Genomic DNA, 24,453 nt, shown 5'->3' on the forward strand with positions numbered 1-24,453 from the left:
TAAACGATGAGTTTAGTTGTATAAGATTTGATACAGTGGTTATGATTTTAATCACAGATTTATGGCTTTTTAGTATTGAAAAGTAGTGAGAATATGAAAATTAAAACGTTACTCGGGTTTGTAGTGGCTTTGGTATTCGTTGCTCATCACTTAACAGGGCGTTATGTCTCGTCTATATTTAAATGTTTAATTTGATGAATGTAGAATAAAATTTTTTTGTACGAACTTGACCAGCCTATAGAAATTGGTCAGAGATACGTTTTCTACCTATTCAAAAAAACTCAACCTCCAAAGTTTTATGCGGATTTGTTCGATAAAGCTAAGGCTGAGAGTGCGGTAGGGACTGTCAGAAATATCATCCATCCTGATTTTGGTGAAATCACCTCCATTGACACTCGAGGGTTAGACTAAACCATTACGTCAAAAAGTGCTGTCTCTTTTAGAGTTGAAGCCGAACAAGAGCTAGGCGTAGTCTATGGATATAATATACAACCATAAAGAATGGACGTTTATTGTTGAGTTTGAGAGAAACACATAACAATCTGCTTAAGAATGATTCGCAATGCTTGGCATTTTGCTATGTGTTGCGTTTCATGTTTGATGTGTAATGCGGTAGCATCGGTATTGTGTTGCTCACACCTTAATGCGTCGTTAGTCTTATGAAGGAAATATTGTGGAAATCTGGAAGTTACTATTCTTTATACCTGCATGCTTTGCGCTCAATATGACACCTGGTCCAAACAATCTATTATCCATGAACAACGCTCGTTGTTACGGTTTCAAATCCGCTTTCATTGCTGGACTTGGTCGTATTGCTGCATTTGCTGTAATGATCGCTTTGGCTGCTTCCGGTTTAGCCGTCGTTCTCTATGCTTCTGAGACTTTATTTCTAACCATTAAAATTGTGGGTGCAGCTTATTTGTTGTGGATTGCATTTAATCTTTGGCATTCGGAAGCTAGCCCTGTCTCAGAGCTAAAAAATACACGCAATCGGATAGGCTTAGCCAAACAAGAATTTTTGCTAGCCGCTGGTAATCCAAAGGCGATTTTAATCTTTACCGCCTTTTTACCGCAGTTCGTCGATGTTTCGTCTAGCGTAAATGAGCAGTTCTTCGCTTTAGGGTCTACGTTCCTAATTTTAGAAATGGGGGCAATATCGATTTATGCCATATTTGGATTGTATTTAAGGAAGTGGTTCACGAAGCCGAACATGGCAAAGCGCTTCAATAGAGGTTGTGCAACTTTTTTGGCTATGTCTGGAGCAAGCTTGTTACTAAGTCGCCAGTAATCAAACTAATAAACTGTTTAAGAGTGACTCGCAATGAGCGACATTTTCACAATACGCCGGGGTGTGTATTTAAGGTGGTATGGTTAGGTTTCGTGGCCGCGTTGCGCACTACTTAATGCGGTATAGGTTAATAAGGAGGTTACATGTTAAGAAATTTATTTACTGCACTCTTAGGTGTGCTTTTGTCCATCATATTGGGCTTTGTAGCTTACTATGCTTATTCCAAGTTCACTATTGATACCCATGAAGTAGATTGGAGCGGTGTTTCTGGAATGATGGATACCTTGATGGTTATTCTAACAGTGCTTCTTTTGATTGGTCTCAGGCAAGGGGCTCAATCTATAGACCAGGCTAATCATTCAAGGGATGCAGACTTATTGAACTGGGCAATGGGTGAAATGGATGAGCTCAAAGAGTCTATTAAAATAGTTACTGACGCCCACAAGAGAGAACCATATTGCATCAATGTTCAAGATTTATCGGAAGATTATGTTTCTAATTGGAATGATGAAGAGCTCAAAGCTGCAAATAAGGTAAGCATTGGTTTGCAACGAATTGGTTACTACGCTTCTCAAAACCTAGTTTCCAAGAAGCATTATTTAAACCTTTGGGGCCCAAGTTATTTATCGTGTTGGTATTCACTTGAAAGTTGGGTAAAGCATAAACGCTTGAAGTTAGAAGAGCCTCTAGATATTGAAGATGGGGCTTATAGCCGAAGATACTTTGAGTACTTTGCTGAATACTGCGAAATGGAGTTACCAGACTTGTTGTATGACAACACAAGAAAGCAGTTTAAGTTGCCACCTTTGCCAAGAGTGAAAGGAGTCAGGCGTTATCTAAAAAGGTTAGCTTTGAGGTTTAAAAGTCAAAACTTAACCTAACAAATGTTTTAGGGTGATTTGTCACACGTGGCATTTTAACTATGCATTGCGCTTTGTATTCGAGGTGGTGTTCGATAGCTTCTGCATTGCGTTGTCCACACCTTAACAGGGTGTTACTTGAATTTGAGGAATTGAGTAAATGAAGAGACCAATTGCGATATTTATTGCAGCTTTGTGCCTAGCTTCGGTTAGCGTCCAAGCCAATGATTATCAGTTAAAACAAGCATATGAAAATCATCAAAGTGATATTCAAGTTCAAGGCTCGGGTAAAGTAATTCGTTTGCTACCTGACGACAATGACGGAAGTAGGCATCAAAAATTTATATTGAAATTGCATAGCAAGCAAACCTTACTAGTCGCGCACAATATTGACTTAGCCCCTAGAATTCCCGATCTAGAGGTTGGCGATAGTGTGCAGTTTTACGGCGAGTATGAATGGAGTAATAAAGGTGGTGTCATGCACTGGACACACCATGATCCAAACAATCGACACCCGCATGGTTGGTTAAAGCACAACGGCAAGAAGTACGATTAAAAATTCACGCAACAAACTGTTCAGGAGTGGTTAGCAACGCGTGGCATTTTTACTATGCGTTGATTTAAGTGTTTAAGGTGGTATGCAGCGACTTCGGTATTGCGTTGCTCACCCCTTAACAGGGCGTTATGCCACTTTTATTTTACTTCTCATGGATGAGGATAGAATTAGATGCAATATGGGATTCAGCATCACATAGAAGTTACGGCAAAAGCTGCCGGAGCTGTGATTTTTAATCAACGCAATGAAGTGTTATTGGTTCAAGAGCTAACCGGCTCAAAGAAAGGTCTATGGCATATACCGTCAGGTAGTGTTGAATCTACAGAGTTTCCTCAAGAGGCAGCGGTCAGGGAAATTGCAGAAGAAACGGGTTTAGAAGTTGCTTTAGAGAACTACTTAAATACCTATGCAGGACGTTTTGATGATGGTGAATTAGTATTACGTCATGTCTGGGTCACAGAAGTTAAAGACCAAGTCATATTGCCTAATTTCAACCATGAAATAGGTTGTGCAAAGTTCTTCTCGTTAGCTGAAGTGCGGGATTTGTATGCTCGATCGAAGTTGCGGATGCACCATACATTTTTAATGATCAATGATGCTTATAAACAGCGGGAAAAATTGGCATAACAAACTGTTCAAGAGGGATTCGCAACGCGTGGCATTTTCACTATGCGTTGGTTTAAGTGTTTATGGTGGTATGCGGCGGCATCGGTATTGCGTTGCTCACCCCTTAACAGGGCGTTAACTTACAATGATAGAAAAATGGAACTTCCGAAATTTAAGTATCATCCCAACCCAATAGCGACGGGTGTTTTCGAAAAAAGCGATGATATTTGCGAATGTTGTAGCAAAGCTAAAGGGTATATTTACACTTCAAGTTTTTATACAGCACAAGATGTGAAATCTATTTGTCCGTGGTGCATAGCTGATGGTTCTGCTGCTACAAAATACAATGGTTCATTTTCTGATGATTACCCTTTGATTGAAGAGGGCGTTGATCTTGCGGTAGTTGTTGAAGTCTGTGAAAGGACACCTGGTTATCCGTCGTGGCAACAGGAAACATGGCAAGTTCATTGCGGCACTGCCTGTGAGTTTCACGGTGACGCTGAAAAAGAGGATTTAGAGCGTCTCGCTGGCGATGAGTTAGATACGTTTCTGACGAAAGAAATGGTTGAGCCTGAAGTTTGGACGAAGATGATCCAACATTATGAAAAAGGTGGGCAACCATCGGTATATAAATTCAAATGCACGGAATGTCAGGAAATAGTCCTCACAATGGATTATACGTAATTGGCCAGTTAACAAAGTGTTTAAGACGGATTCCCAACGCTTGGCACTTTCGACTTTCTTCAATTTAAGTATTTATGTCACAATGGTTTAAGTAGGGTGGTCTGCGTTGCTCACACCTTAACGCGGCGTTATGCGCTTCGGAGTAATATGAAAGCAAAGTTGAATACGAAAATAAATATTGTTAAATCATTTATAAGCTGGGTCCCACTTTTATTGGCCTCATTAATCTTTTATTTTGTGATGTTTGGGGCCGGTATAATGTGGCTTTTCAAAAGCTACTTAGGTTTTTCTGAAGTTGAAGCGCGAGAGATCTCATTTCCCTTAGCGGGGGCGCAACTGTGCGTGACAGTATTTATTTACTTTATTTGGTTAGCCAAAATATTGGCTGCTTTTCGCCTGGAGATTGAAGGTTCTCACTTGATTATCAAGTCCGGTGGATTTAAAGGAATAAATAGAAAGATACCAATAAATGAAATTGAGGGAATTGATATTGGTTCTCAAACCAATGCGATTGAAAACTTATCTGGGCACCCTGCTATCAAGAATTTAGTAGCTTCTCGATTGGTGGTAGCACTTAAATCAGGAGAAATGCTTAAATTAGATCTAGCCCTCAAGGTTTTTGATAGTAATTCATTGCTTAAACTGTTAAGGCAGGCAGAAAAACTTGGTGTGCGAACAAATATCAGCGCATAACAAAGCGTTTAAGACGGATTCACAACGCTTGGCATTTTTGGTTTGTATCAGCTTAAGTGTTTAGGGCACAATGGTTTAGGTTGGGTGGTCGCGTTGTTCACCACTTAATGCGGCGTTAAGTGCTTACCAGAGATCACTTAAACATAATCAGGAGTAATGATGAATAAAGAACAGGCTAAAAAACACATTGAAGATAATCTGAACGATGGAGACTCACTGATAGGTTTTTTTCAGGCAGTCAGTCCACCAAATATTTGGCTATTCTTGCTAATTGGCCCTCTTTTCATTTTAAGCATGAGAACATACTTCTTAGCTGTTACTGAGAAAGGTATATCTTTCCACAGATTGAGTTTGTTAGGTAAATTTAAGGAGCATGATTTCTTTGAATTTAGTGACATTGAAAGCGTAAAAATAGGAAAAGGGCTATTACAAAGGCCTATGAAATTCACATTCAAAAACAACCGAAAGATTAAAGTAAAAGCACAATTAAAGGGAGTAGAAAAGGTTGCAAAACTGCTACCTGATGTTCAAGAACATATTGAGAGCAATATCCCTTTAGTCCAATGATTATATTTCTTATCGCAGTTGTGATTTATGTGGGCTTATTGATTTTCATAAAGCCTGCTCCGAGTAGCTTGAAGGCTGAACCAATTACCTATAGTGAAAACTTTAAGTTTGTTTGGGCTTCGATATGTTCAGGGGTTGCAATTCTTCTTATATTTCTGCTGACAACAAACTTTGGTTTCATTTCTATAGATGAGAGCCTGTATCAAACGTTCGCACTGAGTAATGACATTGATCAGTTTTTAACGTGGCCGTTACAGGCCGTATCGCACCTATTTATCCATGGTAACCTGACTCACCTCGTTGCGAATGTTATTGGCTTAGGTCTAGTATCTGCCTATGAGCGCAGAGTTGGAGCCAAGAGATATTTGGCAGTTCTTCTAGTGAGCAGCTTGGCATCTATACCATCTATACTGTTCTATTCGGAAAATATTCTAGTCAGCGGTATATCGGGCGGCGTTTTCGGCCTTGCAGCCGCTTATTTTACAGATGAAGAGGAATTAACCACCAAGGAGTGGCTTTTGGCAATTTCACTGTTCCTGTTTTTGGCAATAATGCTTGCCCTTGATTCAGAGTTCAAAGGTGGTTCTAATAAAGTGTTAGATATGAAAATTGATCACATTGGCCATTTTTTGGGAGCATTAGGTGCAATTTTGTATTGCCGTTTAAAACCTCTGCGTTTGTTAAGCGTATAGAGAAAAATGGAAATATCAACTTCTGCAGTAAGTACTGCAATGAAAGTAGGCATACAGGTTGTAAGTAACCACAAACAACCGATTCTTAAAATATACCATCCAGTTTACATTGCTTAATTTAGGCGCTGAGAGAGCTGATAACATAAAGTTAACTATAAATGATGACTTAAGGAAGAGAGTAGTCAAAGGAAAGTTGCCCTCCAATTTTTCACAACGTTTATCCCCAGTTCGTACCAGGGCAGGTCATTTGTCTATTTAAGTTCACGAATAACGATCTTCTGAAGTGGGAATATGATGGGCCTAAAGGAAAGCCAGTGGGTATGAAAAACGAGAATCTTATCATCACAATGGAGTATGATCCCCCTAACGGATTCATAGATAAGTTATTAAGGTTGTCTTGGAAATTATGAGAAAAACGCAGATATATTGATACATATGAGTTTTTCCCAAGCATGGTTGAAGGAGACTTACCACCGGCGGAATATGCTTAACAAAATGTTCAAGAGGGATTCGTAACGCGTGGCATTTTTATTATGCGTTGATTTTAGTGTTTAAGGTGGTTTACGGCGGCCTCGGTATTACGTTGCACACATCTTAACAGGGCGATAGTGGAGAAGTGATGTTCGAATTTCAGAGAAATAAAGCAGAATATTTGTATGACCATACAAAAAGTTATACCGCCATTAACTTTATCCTCAAGAATAACGTTCATTTTAAAATGCAATCAAGGGTGTATACTATATGCCGTTCAGTGGGGATCAAAATATAGGAACTATATGTTTAATAATAAATTACTTTTAGTAGGGTTGTCGTTAGCTGCGTTGGGTGGCTGTACATCTGTTCAATACAATGGTTCGCCAGCGAACTCGGTCACTAAAGTTGACTATCCATCTGTTGGTGAAGTTAAAACAGCTTATGTCGGAGACCATTTGGTTAGCAAAGGCACAATGGCTGAAATGAGCGTATTACGCGTATCAAGCATGATTAAAAGTTTGGCGTATGACATACCTCAGGGTGACTACAATCAACTCGGATACGATAACAAGCAACAGTTTTTCTCTCCTGTAGGCGTTATTAAAGCGGCATTAGCGGACCCTATACAGGGCATTGCCGTCGAAAATCATCAACAAAATGAAGTTTGTTTTGTAACCATCTTTGGTGCGAAGTCGTGTGTAGATGATGCTTATGGTAAGTTTTCTATCACTAAGAAAATGTCCCAGTTCCAAGACAGTTTCCAACAGACTTTGATATACAGCGGTAAGGTAGGAAATAAGATCAATATTAGTTACCGTGAGTTTTCCAATGACATGGCAAGACCAGCTTTTAATAATGAAGCAGAGTATGACCTAAGTGAGTCGAATCAAATTGGTTATAAGGGCGCTGTGATTGATGTTTTGGAAGCCGACAATACCAAAATTACATATCGGCTTATCAGAAACTTTCCAAACTAAATATTAGCCCTCGAAAGATGGGCTGATACTTTGTTCGTGATCTAGAATGCGCCCTTGTGATTGTTCGTAATGAATAAAAACAAGGGCTTATCTATATGGGTAGAGTAACAATACCATTCGAAGCAGAGTTTATTCTAAATTCTTCATAGATTTACTGTGCTAACTGAAATAATTTGCGCTCTGCTTTCCCTTAATCATGCTCCTACAAAGCTAAAACAGTGATGTGCGCATCTCCTCCTCCCAAACTTTGGGCGATTGAGCTGTGATGGCGACGGACTTGCCGGTGATTTCCACTAGAGTGTCATAATTATTAAGTGACGATTGGCTTTATTTTTTAGTTACCGATGTAATTAATTTAAAATATTGAACGATATCGTGATCGAGACGCCTTTTGTTTGAAGTTCTAAAGCTAACCCTATGAATATAAGCAATAAAAAAAGGAGTCGAGTCAAATCAACTCCCAATTAAAGTATCAGCCCATGAAGAGGTATAGTTTTTGGGCATGGTTGTACGGACTCAGATATCTCTTCAATTTGATCTGCTCCAGTCAGAGTGGACACTGAACTTAACTGAATTTTCGATACTTGAAGTTATTCGTGTTTTGCTACTTTAAGTAGAAGCTCTAAGTAACTTCTGTCCAGAAATGAGTTAGCCACTCAGTGCAATTTTAAAGATAAGCAGCTGCGATTAATTGCTTTATTCTCCGCTGCAACCTTCCTCAACTTTATTCAAATCGACCTCTGCCGTTGATTATCACATTGATGTGCGAGGTGCTCTGAGCCAAGAGTAATGGTAAGGGGCTTGAGAGCTTTTTAGGGCTCAAAAACGGTGAAACTTCGTTGGTAGGTATAGAGAACCTAATTCCTGAAATAGCCAAGCCCAAGCAACTGTGTGGCTTGGGCTCGGGAGTCTATATATTGTCTGTTACGGCTTGTGAGCCTTGCTTGAATACAAATCGCCAGATGAACAGAACCACGGCTATGTATGCTAACCCCACCCCAAGTGCTTGCCAGTGCATGCCGTTATACATCGCGATTGGCATCAATGAGATGATGAAGATGTCAGTGATTGAGCCCGGAACGTAAGCGATGGCGTAATCATCAAGTACCTTGCTACGCATCTTTGGATCAACAATACGAAGTAGAGCAATACCCATGGCAACCGTACCGGTCAGCCAACCCCAAGAGAAGATACCTTTTTCAAACCAATCGTCTCCCATGATGCGTGGAGCCACCCAAAAGATTAACCAAAGTGTGAAACATACGCCGCCAAGAGCTAGTACTACCATAGGCATTAAGTATTGGGCCAAGACGGTAATCTTGATTGCAGAGATACCGAAGATAATCAAATAGTCGGTGCTGATGCCCGCTGCATGTTTGAACGCGCCATCACAAAGGTAACGTGACGCTTTGGTCTGCTTTGCGACAATTCGAACCAACATACCGCCAAGGAACCCGGTTACAAACGTTGGGATCTGCACCTTATCGTGGAAGGAAGATAAATAGTTAGCAGCAACATAGGAGAACGCCGTTACTACAACCACCAATGCGGCGTGAATCGCAAAAGAATCAACCGACAGGGAAGACATAGTGTCTTTCATTACCGGTTCTTGATCATCAGGTTTAACAAGGCCTTTGCGTTCGTGTTCATCCATGCTATCGAATGTCGTAAAGCTACGAATCCAACCCATCTTCAATGCGAATTGCAGCATGAGCATGCCGACAGAAATCGAAATGAAGATACCCACGGTTGCGAAGGTTAAACCTAGTGTGAAGCCATCTTCCCAACCAAGCCCCGTGAATATTTCGCCAACAACAGAAGCTGAACCGTGACCGCCCATAAAGCCTGCAGACATTGTTACGCCAAAGCCTGGATTAATCTCTGGCCAGAAGAAGGTAGTGATCGCGAGACCAAACATTGCTGCAAATAACCACTGTGAAACAGAAGCGATTTGGTTGAATGCCCACAATGAGCCAGCGCGCTGTGCGACGGTCTTAGGTGATGGGACATCAGTTGCCAGACCTAACGCAGAAAAAAGTGCAGCAGTTAATAGGCTTGCGTTAGCGGTAAATGTATCGGTCCAAGGCAGTATGTTTAGCAGGGCTGGTCCAAAAATCAGACCGAATAATCCCGCGAGAACCGCCGATGGAATGTACATACGTTGTAGTAGTGGCGTGTGAACGCGAATGACTTTTGCCAAAATCAATAGTAAGCCAGCAATGGCTAAGTCAGTCAGCATTAGACCTTTAGGCATTTTATCCTCCAGTAAATGCAGTCAAGGGGTAGCGTCCTTGTGACCAACCTTGATTGAAAAATCGCTCCCAACGAAAAAAGTCACATACGTGACCAAAAGTGTTGAGAAATCAATGTCGTTTTCATAAGCAAAGGAATGTGCTTATGCAGTTTGAAATGAGTGCAAATGTCGTGATTACGCACGAACTTGGAGAGAAATTAGATTAAATTTCTCGATGTTATTTTGATAGTTCACTCAGGAAAGGCGGCAATCCTAGTCACTTTGTCAGGGCAATGCAATTGATGGGAATCAATAAATTATGTTCATCAAATGAGCGTTCTGTACTAACAGTATGAAAAATAAAGATAATTAATGAGGAATAATATTTGTCATATCGACAATAAAAACTAATTGCTTGGTTAAATTACAGCCGTTTTGTCTGTTTGTATTATTGGCTCACATGAGAAAGAACAAAATCGACGAAGGTGCGATTTTTAAGGGAAAGCTGTTTTGAACGGTAAAGCAGGTGGATCGGCTTTGGCTTGGGAATGTGTGAATGGAGAATTTCTACCAACGCGCCAGACTGGATTTCTTGTTCAACTAAGATCTTTGGTTGTAGAAGAACACCAGAGCCTTTTAACGCGGCAAACTTAAGCACATCACCATTATTAGACGTTAATCGGGTGTTGCTGTTTCCAAAGGTATTAGATGGCATGTTCACCACTTGTTGGCTTTCTCCTTGGTGATACTGAAATCCCAAACAATGATGATGTTCAAGATCATCAAGCGATTGGATAGGGGCATGTTGCTCAAGGTAAGAGGGTGAGGCGCAGTAAGTCATGTGGTATTCACCCAATTTTCTCGTGACTAACGACGAATCGACCAACTCACCAATACGAATAATCACGTCTGCTTCGCTTCGATATGGGTCAATCAAACTGTTATCCAACATTAACTCAACGTTCAGTTCGGGAAATTCTGCTAAGAAGTCAGCCACGATGGGCGCAATCACCCTTTTACCATAGGTAACTGGGCAGTTAACTTTTACTGTTCCAGTTGGGCGGTTGATCAGCGTCTGGATTAGGTTCTCAGCGTTGGTGATGTCTTCAATAATGCGGTGGCACTCTTGATAGTAGAGTCTGCCAGCTTCGGTCAAGGACTGTTTGCGCGTGGTGCGATGAATCAGCTGCGTACCTAAGTTTTGCTCAAGAAAGCTCACGTGTTTGCCAACCATGGTCGGTGAAATGTCAAAGTGGTGTGCGGCGTTACGAAAGCTGCCATGTTCGACCACGTAAGCGAAAACCTTCATGCTTGTTAATTTATCCATTACACACCCAGAGTTGATAAAGAAATAACTAAAGCAGAGTTTATCAATCATATGAGGTTAATTACAGTGGACGTATGATTAAGAGTGGAGAAAGAGATCCATCATGAGCAAGACGATTTTTGTTACCGCCGAACTGAAAATGAATGCCGATAAGCCGAGACAACAAGTGGTTGAGACCATTGAACAATTTTGCCTTGATATGCAGAGCGAAGCTGGGTGCTTGCAAGCGAATGCGACCTACGATTCTAAAGATCCACAACGTGTGATTCTTTGGGAGCGATATGAAAACCGCGCCGCGATTGAAGCGCATTTTGCTATGCCGCATACACAAGCGTTTATTGCGGCTGAAATGGCAGAGTTAGTTCAAGCATTCGAAACCCAAGCTCAATAGGAGACGTGAACATGAAATGGGGCATTTTAGGCACAAGCTTTATCTCAGGAGTCATGGCTGAGGCAATCCAAGGCGATGACAAGAGTGAACTGTACGCGGTCGCTGGGCGTTCGGAGCAGAACTTAAAGACATTCGCTGAGCAATATGGCATCGAGAATACGTTCAACGATTACGATGTGTTGATTGCCGATGAGCAAGTTGACATTATTTACATCGCATTGCCAAATCACCTTCATCATGACTTTATCGTTAAAGCGGCAGAGCAGGGGAAAGCGATCCTGTGTGAAAAGTCACTGTCGGTAGATATGGAAAAAACCGAGTTGGCACTAAAAGCAGTCGAGACGCACAAGGTATTCTTTGCTGAAGGCTTAATGTACTTGCATCACCCGTTGATCAGCAAGTTGGTTTCTGTGCTTAAATCAGGAGAGATTGGTGAACTTCGCTCGATTCATACTTCTTATATTGCGTCGATTGCACAGTTTGTGAATCCAGATAGTAAAGGTGCTTTGTATAACTTAGGTTGCTACCCAATGTCATTAGTGCATTTGGTGGTGAAAACCATGTTGGGTGAACAAACCTTTGAGAACCGTTCAATGACAGCGATTGGTCGACGAGGTAACGATGGGAACATCTGTGAATCGAGCTTGATGATGCAATTTGGTGAGCAACAAACCGCGAGCGTACACACCGCTGAAGATCACGGATTGAAACACCAATTCACCATTCTTGGTAGCAAAGGCTGTATTACGTTAGATTCAACCCCATGGCTACCAGCGCAAGATAACCAGTTTAGTGTGGAAATTTACGAGACGTCAAAGCGTGAAGTGTTTGTACCGGCGGCAGGGGATGCTTTCTTCTATCAAGTGCGCAATATTCGCCAAGCGGTTGAAGAGGGGCGTACCTCGCTAGAAAACCCTTGTGCAACATGGGAAGAATCTCACCGTATTATGCAGCTACTGACTGAGTGGGAATCACTAGCTTCAAAGTAAGTGTGTACTTGAACCAATGAACATAAAAACGGCGCACTAAATACAATATTTGGTGCGCCGTGTTTATTTTGTGTTCAGTCTCTGTTAAATGCGATTATCACCGGTGCTGAACGCAATGATTTGGCTGATCTCAGAAAGGCTTCTGCCACTTTCTTGTTGCCATTGAACAAACGCTTTGTTGGTAGCATCGAGCGATTTCTTCGTATCTTTGCCACCTTCAATGATCTTGCAATTGCGCAGGTAAGCTTCAACGTCGCTAGACAAGATGAAGGTATCAACGCCCATTTGACGCAGTGTGTAAGGGCCTGTATTTCCGCCTAGGCGATTACCGCGTTTCTTCAAATACGCCCATAGGTCGGTGATTTTCTCTTGCGGCCAATCGGCAACCATTTTGCCAAACGAACCGTATTCGATTTTTGCTTCGTGGATCATACGAGCATTAGCAGGAATCGACATGACTTTAGTGAGGTGGCGAATGATGCGTTTGTCGGTTGCTTTGGTTTCCCATTGCTCGTCTGACAGCATCAACAGCGGCTCAATCTTAAATCCGAAGAACACTTCTTCGAAGTTCGGCCATTTGTTGCGAACCACGCTCCACGAAATCCCACTTTGGAATACCTTCATCGAAAAAGCGGCCAGCCAACGGTCATCGGGAATCGCAGCCAGTTCCTCTTTGCTTAGTGGATGAGACAAAAGTGCTTCAAGTTGATCTTCACCACCTTTACGCTCTGCAGCACGCTGATAAATCGCGTCAAATTTTTCGATACTCATAAAAGAAGTTAGTCCTAGTTTATGTCGATATTTGCGAAACATACTACGCTTAAGTGGCTGAATCGTAAATTGATGGAGTGTCACAAATGAAGAAGGTCACATTAACGTTTGTCGGAGAAGGTTCGGATCGTATTGCGGAAAAATTCTATGCGTGGATGACGGACGGTGGGTTGGAAGACAGCATGATTGAGAATTTATCTGACCGTGAAATCTCAGTGGTCGGCATCAGTGATATGGATAATGAAACGCGTGATGTGGTAATCAATACGGAAATGAACTAACGAGTCGTCTTTCGTCAGCTATTAGAATCAGATAAAACAAAGCCCTTCAAGAGAAGGGCTTTGTTGCGCTTATAAGCGTGAGAGCCTAGTTATTTACCAGTGTCAGACCGCTTGGTAGTGCATCACCGAAGATACGCTTCGATTCGCTCTCAGATAGCTCTTTGACTTCTTCAACCAGTGATACCCAAGATTCAGGTAACTTGCTTTGCTTCAACTTAGCCAGTACCTGCTCACGGTAGTCGTCTGAGATATCGAATAGGCGGTCGCCCGTCTTACGACAAATCATTACGGCTGCGAAAGCGATCATTGGCTCTTTCTGCCAGTTCTGCTCTAGCAGCTTAGGCAACCACTGTTCCGCTTGTTCACGAGGAACGACGTTATGCTGACTGCCATATAAAGGCGTACGTGATGCCAAGCGACCCATTGCCCACCAGTGTGCTTGTTCGAACTGGTTATGGTTGATGGCTTTGCTCAAGAACCACGTAGCCAATAGAACTTTGTCTTCGACTTCTAGATGCTCTAGAGAGGCAGACAAGCGAACCATCGACTCGTAACCCATGTCTTGCGCTGCTTTGACGGATTGTGGGTTTTTCATCGCGCCAGGGTGTAGGTATTTCGCGATGTCCGCCAAGATAGTCTCTTGTTGCTCTTGGCTTAAACCACCTGCGATACGACGCCAGAACACCCACCAGTCGGTCCAACCTTGATGGTTCTTAAACTGAATGTTTTGCTGGTAGAGACCCCAAACTTGTTCAATGCGCCATGAGTCGGTTGGATCGCCAAAACCTGGACGCAGTGCAAAGCCAGCCAAACGAAGCCAGTTTTTCTCGTGTTGTTCAGAACGACGGCGACGCTTACGACCTTGCGCAAAGGTATCAAAAAGTTGACGTAGGGTAGTGAAATCCCACTCGTCACGTTTGCCCAGTTTTTTCTCAAGATCTTTGGCTAAGGTTTTAATCTCTTTGCTTTCTGCGCTTTTCTTGTTACCGCTGTAAAGGCGAGCGATCAGCTCCTTACATTCATTCAGTTTAGGGTGAAGCTTAACTTGCTCGCTGTCGTCGGTTTGCTTGTTACGAACTTCGAACTCCAGTTCCCAACGTTTGCTGTCATCTTCTGCGCTGACACATTCCATCTTAAGTGTGCCGACTTCAGTCAACTGACATGCCAGTTGTACTTCTACGCGCTCTTTTTGGTTGGCTTGCAGTTCGGCACCTTCACCTTCAAGGGTGGTGATATAAGGCGGAAGAGGGGCAAATAAGTCAGGATCAACGTCCACCATCACACCGTTTTGAATGGCGGTGTTATTGGTTAAGGTGTCGTGGGTAGACGTCAGCAGGTTAAAGCGAACGGGTTCACCTAGGGTAAGCGAGAAACGACGACCACTTAAGCGGATCTCATGACCTTCTTCTGTACCTTTTGCAAGCAAACAGAGCGCTTTACCCATCTTGTTCTTTTCTTGAAGATGCAAGAAGTAAGAACGCGCTGCACCACCACCAATTTTAAGCTGTGCACCACGACGTGCTTTACCAAAGGCAACGGCACCTAGTGCAACCGACCAATCTGGATGTGGGTTATCTAATACCGTAACCGGAGCGCCGCGCCAATCAGACAGTAGGGTAGTGACACGCTCAGTCACAAGCTCACTGTTGAACACACCACCGTTGAGTAGCAAACCGACTGGAATTGCATTTTGTTTGTCGTCTTCAATGCCAAGAGCGGCACGAGACACTTGCTGATGAGTCGTTAAGAACTCGGCAACGTGTTTGCTCACTGCTGGGTCAGCAACGTATGGAAGACCAAACTCGACAACGGCGCTGCGGCGTTTGTCTGGTACTTCACTGAAATCAGAAAGCGGGAAGAAGCCATCCAAAGCGATTTGGTGCACTTCTTGTTTGCTCAGCCCAATACTCTTTGTTCCGCCAAGAAGTTTCGAGCCGCTGCCCAGCATGGTGATCTTCACTTCTTCAGGTGCACTTGCTGAAAGTAGGTTTTCTTTCGCCTTACGAGTTTGCTGAATCAGCTTAGTCAGGCTTGCAGCAGTGAGCTTCTTACTTTGATTGAAACGGCTCTCTGCAAGATGTGCTAATGCTAAGTCGAGGTTGTCACCGCCCAGCATCAAGTGCTCGCCAACACCAATACGGTCAAGGGCTAGTTCATCTTGAGAAGAGAAACTGGCTTCAATCAAGCTCAAGTCGGTAGTACCACCGCCCACATCACATACCAGAATCAGCGGTAACTCTTTGAGTTCATCAGCTGCGGTTTGCTGGTGGCGTGCGTACCAGTCGTAACATACGGCTTGTGGCTCTTCGAGCAGGACGATTTTCTTTAAGCCTGCCAGCTCAGCCGCTTCAAGCGTGAGCTTACGAGCGGTTTCATCGAACGACGCTGGAACGGTTACAACGACATCTTGGTCTTCTAACTTATTGCTAGGATGACGGTAGTTCCATGCTTGGCGAATGTGGTTGAGGTAGCTTGCGCTGGCAATGACGGGAGATACTTTATCTACGTCTTGCGCACCAGCCCAAGGAAGAATATCAGAGCTACGATCCACTGCTTGGTGTGATAGCCAGCTTTTAGCACTGGATACCTGACGTCCTTCCACCTTAGCGCCTAATTCACGAGCCCATTCACCCACGATCACATTACTAATGTCGCCAGATACAGGTTCGTTTTCCCAAGGGAGTGTTAGGTCAGAAGGGGAGATTTGACCAACCGCAGGGTGATAACGGAAAGAGGGCAGCAATGGTTTACGAACCACTTCACCCGGACCAATCAATTGGTCGATGTCGAATAGGGATACTTCGGATTGTTCAAGGTTGTCGGTGATTTCACAATACGCCACCACAGTGTTTGTGGTGCCAAGGTCAATACCAACAAGAAAACGAGGAGATGCCATACAAACCTTCGTGTATTTAAAAACGGCACCCGATTGGATGCCGTTTGATTTCTATTTATTCTTCTTCGTTTGAGTTGCTTTTCGCGTCTTCGCGTACATCGAACTCAACATGCCATTTTTGACCGTTATCAGCGGCAATGGCTTCTAAGTAAAGCGTACCAAGCTCTGTGACGCGAGAGGCTAGGGTTACCGGAACCACTTCACCTTCACGACGACCTTCAGATACAGGCAGCGTTACTTGAATTTCTGGGAGCTCTTCAAGCTCTTCTGGTGCCCAGTAGTCTAGGTGAGTACCTGCTAGGTCATCACGACGAACCGTTGAGCCGAAGAATTGGAAGTTAACCGGCTGACCGATGATCAAACCAAACTCTTGGCTTGGTACGTCAACGCTGGAACCTTCTTCCATACCAAATGGTGCAACACACAGTGCTTCCATTGGAGGCGCCATGCCCGGAATCGCTGGCATTGCACTTTCGATACCCACGTAGTACGCAGAAGCAATACCACCACGGATACGAACACCTTGACCACGACGAACAGAGCCGTAGTAAGCCGCACCGCTAGCAACTGCAAGGTCTAGATCCACACCTGTTAGGCGTTTCGCCATTTCAGCATCTGCTTCAATTAACCATTCGTTGATCGTGTCTTCTAGACGAGTTGCTAGAAGTTTCGATTTCAGAACACCACCGTTGAATAGGATTGCGGTTGGCTTGATGAAGTCAGCCGATTGCGCTGCATCCGCACCTGGCATACCAGGCATGTTAGCGAATGGGTTGAAATCTTGAGCGGCTGCTTCTGCGCCATTTCCTGAAGCAGAAAGGGCATTAGCTTGTTTAGACAAGAACGCAGCGATGTGACGAGTAATGCCTGCATCTTGTGCGTAAGGCAGACCCATTTGCGTTAGTGCACCACGGTTACGTTGAACAGGGTGGTCAGTAATCGCAACTTGAGGGAAGAAGCCGTCAACCAGTGTTTGTTGTACTTCTTCTTGAGTCAGTTCTGTTTTCAGCGTTGCGCCAAGCAGTTTAGAACCACGGCTTGGTACTACGATTGGCACTGACTGAAGTTCACTGTCGTTCAATAGCGCTTCTTTCGCGTCGCGACATGCGTGTGTCATTGCCTGAACTTGCCATGGCTGTAGCTCTTTGCCTTCTTGCGCTAGCTTCATTTTCAAGCGGTATGCAAGCGCAAGATCCATGTTGTCACCGCCAAGTAGGATGTGTTCACCTACCGCGATACGGTTCAGAGTTAGGTTGCCGTCATCTTCAGTTACTTCAACCAAAGAAAGGTCGGTTGTACCACCACCGATATCGACTACAAGCACGATGTCGCCAACTTCAACTTCGTCGCGCCATTTGTCGTTGCTGTTATCGATCCAGTTGTAAAGCGCAGCTTGTGGCTCTTCTAGAAGCGTTAGGTGCACAAAACCAACGTTGCGTGCTGCTTCTGCAGTTAGATCGCGAGCTGCAGGATCAAAAGAAGCAGGAACTGTAATAGTTACGTCTTGATCGGCAAGGTTGTGATTTGGATTCGTGTGATTCCAAGCGTCTTTTAGGTGCTCTAGGTAAAGCTCTGTCGCACGAAGAGGAGATACTTTTTCCACTTCTTCTGGGCTACCTGCTGGTAGGAAGGCATCACGACGGTTTACACCAGCGTGGCAAAGCCAAGATTTCGCACTTGCAACAAGGCGAATCGGTGTTTTTGAACCTAGGTTACGTGCAATTGCACCAACTAGAGCTTTTGGCTCGCTCGACCATGGAAGTACGCGTGATTGCGGGTTCATTTCGTGTTCGTGCGGCTGGTAAAGGAAAGAGCCTAATTGGCTGCGAGTCTCTACCGTGCCCGGCGCAGTAAGTTGCGGGATAGGCATTACTTCAACGCGAGCGTCTTCGTCGTGAGTATCAACAAAAGACATGACACAGTGTGTTGTACCTAAGTCGATACCAACACTGAATTTTGGCGTCTGTTGAGTTTCAACAGACGCTTCTTGAGAATGGTTTTCTTGGTTCATGTGTTCCATTACAGCTCAACCTCAGCTGGAGCGATCACAGATGCATCGTAGTTCTCAGCCAGTTTAGGCAACGTCATTGATGTTGCTTTCCACCCTTTGTGAACTAGCGTGCCGTTGAATGGCGCGCTGCCTGTTACGTTGCCAGTTAGGCGGATTTCTTGTGGGTTGAAGCCTTCTTCAACCGTAACGCGAGTTTCTTCGTCTTCGTTACGAACGTGCGCTAGCGTCACGTAGTCGTTCAGTACTTTCTGACCGCCAGTGTGGATTACGCGAGCAGCTGCGCCTACTTCTTCATCAGAGAATGACGTTAGGTCTTCTTTTAGGAAGTCAATCAGACGAGCTTCTTGTTGCATGATAGAAAGCAGCTGCATTGCAGAGTCCGTTGACGCTGTTGCAAGTTTTGATTCAACTTCTACAACGCGCTCTACGACTTTCTCTACTTCCACTACTTTTTCTACTTCAACAATCTTCTCGACTGGCTTCTCAACCTCGACGATTTTCTCGACCGGTTTTTCTACCACTTTCTCAATCACTTTAGATTTACGAGATACTGCGATCAGAAGAAGCAAAACGCTCAAAGCCGCTAGACCTACGTGAAGCATATCGAAAGCTGAAAGGAATGTGTTCAAATCAATGTTCATGACATTTTTCTCTTTCTATTGATTTATTGGCGCTTAGTATTGGCTCACACATGTTTACTAAAGAGATCGGCTTTGCGACCTGCACCAAGTTTAGACACTAAAATGATGGTGGATGGTAGCATATTCAAGGCTTAAGACTGTAATAATTCGTGAATATACCGCATGATTAGCATGAAAAATCAACGATTAGATATAGATAAGTGCAATGTTGCTTGATGTTTACACACCTCTGGCGCAGTATCGTACAGCAAACGACGTTAAACACGCTTTTGACGTGGATGGGGCATGACTAGAAATACACTTCAAGAACCTTTTTTCTCTCGCTACAAAGCAACATTGTCTGCCTTTGGTGCGTCCGTGATCATTACATGGGTATTTGTTTTCGTCGCCTATGTGATTCAGCAAAAGTACACAGTTACCATTTTTGATAGCTTAGCTCAGAGACAAGCTGAGTCTTTAAAAACTTACGTAAAAACTGATTTGGCCTTCATTGGTTCTGGCGCTAATTTCTTTCATTCGATAGACAAAAAGCACTGGGACAGATTTCCTATTTTTGCTCGCCAAGTTATCGATAGCTCTCCGAGCTTAATCGGTCTGCAGTGGATGCAAAAAGTCACGCCTCAACAGCTACCTGAACATGTAAAGCAAGTGCGAAAAACGTTCCCGAATTTTGAGGTGTTTACGGTTCCAAAAGATCAGCCCAAGACCTTCGGTTACATTCTTCCTGATGACAAACCTGTTTATATCGCTTCTGATATTTACCCTAGAACACAATCAAATATCGATTTACTTGGCTTCTATTCCTCGAGGCTAAGGTTTGATTTGATTCTGGAAGACATCATTGCCAGTGGTGGGGCTAACATTTCAGATAAAGTTCGCCTTTTACAAGATGGCTATGACCGTTCGTTAGATAAAACAGGGCTCTTGGTCTATCACCCAGTTTTCGAGCAGGAAAGCAAGGACCTGCTAGGGGTTGTTGTCGGGGTAGTGCGTAGTACTGTTTATTTCGATGATTTGATCACTAAAACGGCGACCGAACTAGAGATGCTAGTGAAAGTAAGCGATCTTGGTTTTGACGCATACGATGATCCGGTGCTGTTTCAAAGCGAAGATTGGGATTCGCACGATGGCGCTATCATTAAGAAGACCATACAGCTTCCTAATCGAGATTGGTTAATTGAATTCAAATTAACGGATATGGTTTCTCCTTGGGATCGCTCAGTACTTTATGGTATCGCCTTTGGTGGTCTTATTATTTCTGTCCTTGTCGCTTACATTGTTAACTTACAATCCCGCGAGAAGGAGCGTCTTGCGAAGATGTTAGAAGCCAAAACTCGTGAGTTAACATCGATGGCAGAGCGTGATCCTCTTACACACTTATATAACCGACGAGCTTTTAATGATCACTTGCTGCATTTCATTAATGACGGCGTTGGCTTTACCTTAATTGGTTTTGATATCGATTGTTTCAAGCAGATTAACGACAAGCACGGCCATTTGGTTGGTGATGAAGCGTTAATTCATGTGACTAAGCTTGTCTCTGCTAATTTGAACAAAGGTGATAGATTTTACCGTTCCGGCGGTGATGAGTTTTGTATTCTTAGTCGCGTGACGGATAAACCGAGTTTGGAAGCTTATCTTGAAAAACTTCGTGGTGTCGTTGCAAGTTCACCAATGGAGTATTCAGAGAGTATCGTGTTGTGTTCTCTCAGTATCGGTGCTGCACTTCATGATGGTGAAGATCCGGAAGCTCTTTTTCAAAAAATGGATGTACAACTCTACCTTAGTAAGAAAAATGGACGAAACTTAGTGTCGATTGCTGATTAATTCAGCGAGCAAGTTCGAGTTTTGATATTGGTTACGGTAGAATCCATCGCTTTCAAATTTACGCTAGGAATCAAGACAAACTATGAATCATAACCGTGTCGTGTGCTTTGATTTAGAAATGTGCTGTTGGAGTGAGAACGGCGTTGGCCGCACTGGAGAGATCATCGAAGTAGGTCTAGCGGAAATAGATTTGTCTAAAGGCGAAATCGTCAAGCGCGCACAATACTACGTGAAACCGGAACATGATGAGGTTTCACTATTTTGTGTTGAGTTAACCGGCATTACCCCTCGTAAGATTGAAAAGCAGGGCCGACCTCTAGAAGAAGTGCTTAAGTCGATGTTGAAGAACTTCGGTGGTCGTAACAAGATCTACGCTTCTTGGGGGCGTGATGATCTTATCCTGCTTGAAGAGTGCGAACAGAAGGGCATTGATGCTCCATTCACTGAGTTCATCAACCTCGCTACCTTGTACCGAATTCAAAATCGCCTGAAAGACAAGCGCATTGGCCATAAAGCTGCACAAGAAGCAAAAGGGATTGAGTGGGAAGGTCGCCAGCACTCCGGTTATGTGGACGCTTATAACTTAGCGAAACTTGCACTGACCATGCTATAGAGATCTAAAAAGGGAGCGATGAGCTCCCTTTTCTATTTGAAGTGATTAAATTGCATTTTACTGCTTAGCTTTTTTGCACTTTGGATACATTTTCAGGTTATATTCCGCGGCATATTGGGTTAAAAGCTTACGTTTTTCTAACTCTTCATCATCTCTTACGGTATCACTTATTCCTTGGATGATTTTTACCCCGCATAACTTAGCAGCGAACGCTCTTTCTTCAGTCTCTATACCCGGAAGAACATTACCACGTCCAGGCACCTGAAAAAGACGGTAATCTTCCGTGTTGAGCGCTTTCTGTGTATCCGCTTCTACTTGCTTCTCGGCAGCACAACCAGTCATGGCAACCAGAGCAAAGGGAAGAATTACTTTAATCATTTATTTCTCCTCACCCAAAATGCTGCAAGCATGAGTAAACTGAACCAGTTTAAGCTACCGCCGCTGCTGCTTGAAGATGATGAACCACCACCAGTGCTCGGCTTTGTCGCAACATTGATTGTTACCATTGCGGTAACCGTTTGAGATGTCTCGTCGGTGATCGTGTAGGTAAATGAATCAATACCCGAGAAGCCTTGTGCAGGTTGATAGCTGACTTCTGTTCCTGAGTTAATGACTGAGCCACTACCAGTGTAATGTATTGCACTAATCGTTAATGTACCTTGCCCCGCATCATTCGCTAATACATCGAGTACTGTTGCTGAGCTATTGTGGTCAAGATCATAGCTGTCATTTAGTGCTGAAATCTCGGCCGTGTTGGAGTTAACAGTAACTGTCAGTGTTCCTGTCGACGTTTGGTTAGCACCATCAAGGATTGAATAAGTGATGGTTTCACTCCCAACAAAGCTCGCTTGAGGTTGGTAGTTGATCACTGTATCTGTATGAGAAACCATACCTGCACCACTGTAGTTAACTGCAGTGATCTTAAGTGTGCCTTCACCTTTATCGTTATTAAGTACGTTGAATGATGTTTGAGCGCTGCCTTGAGTAATCGCGTAAGCATCATCAACCGCTCTTACTTTTTCTGGTACCGCAACTGAGAAACCTTTCGAAACAGCAAAGAAGATATTGTCACTACATTGGATCATCAAACGTGCATTGTTAGACGCTTGAGCAGGGAAGCTTACCGATTCCAAACCATCATTATTGGTCGCAGAGAGTAAGGTTTGATCGAATGTCACACCGCCATCGGTTGATAGTCGGATATCAACGGCAGAACAGTTTATCGGGGATTGAGCTGTGCCAGCTACGTCCCATTCGATATTTGAACTCCCCAATATTGTTGAGCCTGCTGTAGGTGTGATCACAACAAAAGGTCCGCTGTTACGATCGACTGTTACCAAAGTATCATCACTCGACACACCACCATTACCATCTCTTACTGTGAGCCTGAAGTTTAAATCTCGGCTGGTTGTCGCGTATGTTTCACCTTTTGTCAGTGTACCATCCACCACATCTTCCAACCTTGGTAGATAACGCGTAGGCTCGGCTGTTGGCATCCAAGAACGAAATAGAGGGCCGCTGCCATAATCGTTCGTCAAATTTGAGGAGCCCGTACCAGAGTCCATCTGCTCCCATACATAAGTCAGACTGCCAGTGCCCGTTGCTGAGCCAGTTAGTACCAGAGGTGTACTGGCTGGAACGGTATAGTCGCTACCTGCGTTGACTTCGGGTACTTTGGTTGCGGAAGTATTTACGGTTCCACAGCTTTGAGTTGCAAGATAGTCGTTGATCTCTTTGATACTGGCGGCATGGAAGTAGGCATCTGAGTTACCTTGTAAATCATCATCGCCACAGATACCAGCATATCCCATGATCGTGCTACCACTTCCGGGCTCGAAAGCGGTTGGATTGTTGCGGTTTGAACCTTCGCAATTCCACATATTGCCGTTGAATGTGTGGTTTGCACCAAACTGGTGACCGAGTTCATGGGCAACATAGTCAATATAAAATGCATCGGTTTCCGGGACGTCACTGCCTGTGACACCTGCCCCTTTCCTAAAATCATCACATACTGAGCCTAGTGCGGCCAAACCACCCCCACCAGTGGTAAAGATATGACCAATATCGAATGCGTCACTACCAAACTTCCTCGTCAGATCATCATGGTTGCGATCAATGTCGATCCCTGCATCAGAGTCGGTAAACGGGTCCGTCGCTGCATTGGTATATATATTGAAATTCACTAGCTCAAGCTGCACGGCTAAGTCTGATTTATATACCTGATTTACTCGGTTGATGGCTGTCGTGATCGCAGAGCGAGTCAAGGATTCTGTTCCACCATGATATCGTGAGTATTCACCAGTAGCAGAGACGATCAGCCTGTAAGTACGTGACTCAATATTTTCGCGGGAAGCAAGCCGATTTTGCGCCGTTTTTGCTTGGTTATTCTCTAAAACCTGATCCTGGAATGGGCTAGAGAGTTTGTGGTTATAAGACACATAGTGGCCTGAACCATCAGGCTTTGGTTCCACATAAACATACTCGCCATTGTGGAGAAACATGCCGTGAAACCCTTTCGGCGTGTAATCGAATCGGCCTTGTATACTGGTATCACCAACGGCATGGCCAGTGTACGTTCTTAACTCTGGATATTTTGCCTGCATCTCAGGTGAGAGAATGGAGTCGTAGGCTAAAACAAAGTCAATCAGCTCTCCATTAGGTAAAGGCACCTGAAGCGTTAAATCACTCCTAGCTTGACCATTTGCAAAGTGACTTTTTAACTTGCCCGCATCAACGGCAAAGGTCGTTGATGATTTGCTACTTGTTGATCTTTCGGAAAAAACAGACTGCCAAAGATCGTTGGATAAGGCATCCGCACTGAACATCAATGACAGGGATATTGCGCCGACTAACTTGTTGTACTTCATTACCATTCTCTGATGTATGTATTGTATGAGTTAAATGTCTAACGAAAGTATTATAGATGCGGCGAATGATCAATAATTTATAAATACAACCAGTGATTTACGTAATCGAGTTCTAGATTTTTCCCTATTTAATGTGCTTACAGAATAGTAGCAGCTAAAAACAATGTTGCTGCCGTAGGTTCAATGAAAAATTGGTCACTTTTAGCTGC

22 protein-coding genes are annotated in these 24,453 nt (G+C 43.6%); 14 read left to right on the top strand and 8 right to left on the bottom strand.

The genetic code is table 11. The annotated features are described in order from the left end of the window. Positions 1–673: 673 nt before the first annotated feature. From J4N37_RS06450 to J4N37_RS06515, 9 genes are all read left to right on the top strand, one after another. The gene (locus J4N37_RS06450) at positions 674–1,288 is read left to right on the top strand and encodes a LysE family translocator (RefSeq protein ID WP_045387642.1); all 615 of its coding nucleotides are present in this window, start codon (positions 674–676) and stop codon (positions 1,286–1,288) included. 143 nt (positions 1,289–1,431) lie between these two features. Beyond that, on the top strand, positions 1,432–2,169 hold the full coding sequence (locus J4N37_RS06460; protein ID WP_252041951.1) for a hypothetical protein: 738 nt from the start codon (positions 1,432–1,434) through the stop codon (positions 2,167–2,169). A 139-nt stretch (positions 2,170–2,308) separates the two neighbouring features. After that, a complete protein-coding gene (locus J4N37_RS06470) occupies positions 2,309–2,704 on the top strand; it encodes a DUF3465 domain-containing protein (protein ID WP_045387639.1) in 396 nt (131 codons plus the stop codon). 171 nt (positions 2,705–2,875) lie between these two features. Continuing rightward, a complete protein-coding gene (locus tag J4N37_RS06480; RefSeq protein WP_045417241.1) occupies positions 2,876–3,331 on the top strand; it encodes an NUDIX domain-containing protein in 456 nt (151 codons plus the stop codon). 135 nt (positions 3,332–3,466) lie between these two features. Continuing rightward, positions 3,467–3,994, top strand: coding sequence for a CbrC family protein (locus J4N37_RS06490; RefSeq protein WP_252041952.1), 528 nt, complete (start codon positions 3,467–3,469; stop codon positions 3,992–3,994). 147 nt (positions 3,995–4,141) lie between these two features. Further along, the gene (locus J4N37_RS06495) at positions 4,142–4,687 is read left to right on the top strand and encodes a hypothetical protein (protein ID WP_252041953.1); all 546 of its coding nucleotides are present in this window, start codon (positions 4,142–4,144) and stop codon (positions 4,685–4,687) included. A 159-nt stretch (positions 4,688–4,846) separates the two neighbouring features. Further along, complete coding sequence (locus tag J4N37_RS06500; protein ID WP_252041955.1) at positions 4,847–5,254, top strand: hypothetical protein; 408 nt, start codon at positions 4,847–4,849, stop codon at positions 5,252–5,254. 29 nt (positions 5,255–5,283) lie between these two features. Next, on the top strand, positions 5,284–5,946 hold the full coding sequence (locus J4N37_RS06505) for a rhomboid family intramembrane serine protease (protein WP_252041956.1): 663 nt from the start codon (positions 5,284–5,286) through the stop codon (positions 5,944–5,946). A gap of 776 nt (positions 5,947–6,722) precedes the next feature. Continuing rightward, positions 6,723–7,397, top strand: a complete 675-nt coding sequence (locus J4N37_RS06515; protein WP_252041957.1) for a hypothetical protein — start codon at positions 6,723–6,725, stop codon at positions 7,395–7,397. A gap of 910 nt (positions 7,398–8,307) precedes the next feature. Here J4N37_RS06515 and J4N37_RS06520 read toward each other — a convergent pair. Together J4N37_RS06520 and J4N37_RS06525 are read right to left on the bottom strand one after the other, a co-directional pair. Further along, on the bottom strand, positions 8,308–9,651 hold the full coding sequence (locus tag J4N37_RS06520) for a sodium/glutamate symporter (RefSeq protein ID WP_252041958.1): 1,344 nt from the start codon (positions 9,649–9,651) through the stop codon (positions 8,308–8,310). 427 nt (positions 9,652–10,078) lie between these two features. Next, positions 10,079–10,957, bottom strand: coding sequence for a LysR family transcriptional regulator (locus tag J4N37_RS06525; RefSeq protein WP_252041959.1), 879 nt, complete (start codon positions 10,955–10,957; stop codon positions 10,079–10,081). 103 nt (positions 10,958–11,060) lie between these two features. Here J4N37_RS06525 and J4N37_RS06530 point away from each other — a divergent pair, with 103 nt between their 5' ends. After that, complete coding sequence (locus J4N37_RS06530) at positions 11,061–11,348, top strand: putative quinol monooxygenase (protein WP_252041960.1); 288 nt, start codon at positions 11,061–11,063, stop codon at positions 11,346–11,348. An 11-nt stretch (positions 11,349–11,359) separates the two neighbouring features. Then, positions 11,360–12,337, top strand: a complete 978-nt coding sequence (locus J4N37_RS06535) for a Gfo/Idh/MocA family protein (protein WP_252041962.1) — start codon at positions 11,360–11,362, stop codon at positions 12,335–12,337. An 84-nt stretch (positions 12,338–12,421) separates the two neighbouring features. On the opposite strand, the gene J4N37_RS06540 is transcribed toward J4N37_RS06535, so the two are convergent. After that, positions 12,422–13,108: a DNA-3-methyladenine glycosylase I gene (locus J4N37_RS06540; RefSeq protein ID WP_005377694.1), complete on the bottom strand. Its 687-nt coding sequence runs from the start codon at positions 13,106–13,108 to the stop codon at positions 12,422–12,424. 86 nt (positions 13,109–13,194) lie between these two features. Between J4N37_RS06540 and J4N37_RS06545 the strand changes: the two genes are divergently transcribed. Next, positions 13,195–13,389 (top strand): hypothetical protein, encoded by a 195-nt coding sequence (locus J4N37_RS06545; RefSeq protein WP_005377692.1) that lies wholly within the window; start codon positions 13,195–13,197, stop codon positions 13,387–13,389. Between the two features lie 85 nt (positions 13,390–13,474). On the opposite strand, the gene J4N37_RS06550 is transcribed toward J4N37_RS06545, so the two are convergent. The 3 genes from J4N37_RS06550 to J4N37_RS06560 are packed head-to-tail and all read right to left on the bottom strand — an operon-like array spanning position 13,475 to position 18,937. Beyond that, positions 13,475–16,285: an Hsp70 family protein gene (locus J4N37_RS06550; RefSeq protein WP_252041963.1), complete on the bottom strand. Its 2,811-nt coding sequence runs from the start codon at positions 16,283–16,285 to the stop codon at positions 13,475–13,477. A 55-nt stretch (positions 16,286–16,340) separates the two neighbouring features. Then, positions 16,341–18,305, bottom strand: a complete 1,965-nt coding sequence (locus J4N37_RS06555) for an Hsp70 family protein (RefSeq protein ID WP_045401831.1) — start codon at positions 18,303–18,305, stop codon at positions 16,341–16,343. After that, positions 18,305–18,937, bottom strand: a complete 633-nt coding sequence (locus tag J4N37_RS06560) for a DUF2760 domain-containing protein (RefSeq protein ID WP_252041964.1) — start codon at positions 18,935–18,937, stop codon at positions 18,305–18,307. Before J4N37_RS06560 ends, J4N37_RS06555 begins: the two co-directional genes overlap by 1 nt. Positions 18,938–19,222: 285 nt before the next feature. On the opposite strand from J4N37_RS06560, the gene J4N37_RS06565 reads away from it, so the two are divergent. Continuing rightward, positions 19,223–20,764 carry a sensor domain-containing diguanylate cyclase gene (locus J4N37_RS06565; protein WP_252041965.1) on the top strand — a complete coding sequence of 514 codons (1,542 nt, stop codon included), beginning with the start codon at positions 19,223–19,225 and terminating at the stop codon, positions 20,762–20,764. A gap of 82 nt (positions 20,765–20,846) precedes the next feature. Beyond that, on the top strand, positions 20,847–21,377 hold the full coding sequence (locus tag J4N37_RS06570) for a 3'-5' exonuclease (RefSeq protein ID WP_045387588.1): 531 nt from the start codon (positions 20,847–20,849) through the stop codon (positions 21,375–21,377). Positions 21,378–21,434: 57 nt separating this feature from the next. Here J4N37_RS06570 and J4N37_RS06575 read toward each other — a convergent pair whose 3' ends face one another. Both J4N37_RS06575 and J4N37_RS06580 read right to left on the bottom strand, forming a co-directional pair. After that, complete coding sequence (locus tag J4N37_RS06575) at positions 21,435–21,755, bottom strand: hypothetical protein (RefSeq protein ID WP_252041966.1); 321 nt, start codon at positions 21,753–21,755, stop codon at positions 21,435–21,437. Continuing rightward, on the bottom strand, positions 21,752–24,244 hold the full coding sequence (locus J4N37_RS06580) for a reprolysin-like metallopeptidase (RefSeq protein WP_252041968.1): 2,493 nt from the start codon (positions 24,242–24,244) through the stop codon (positions 21,752–21,754). Before J4N37_RS06580 ends, J4N37_RS06575 begins: the two co-directional genes overlap by 4 nt. Between the last annotated feature and the right edge of the window lie 209 nt (positions 24,245–24,453).

The sequence above is a fragment of the Vibrio sp. SCSIO 43153 genome (genome assembly GCF_023716625.1).
Taxonomy (GTDB): domain Bacteria; phylum Pseudomonadota; class Gammaproteobacteria; order Enterobacterales; family Vibrionaceae; genus Vibrio; species Vibrio rotiferianus.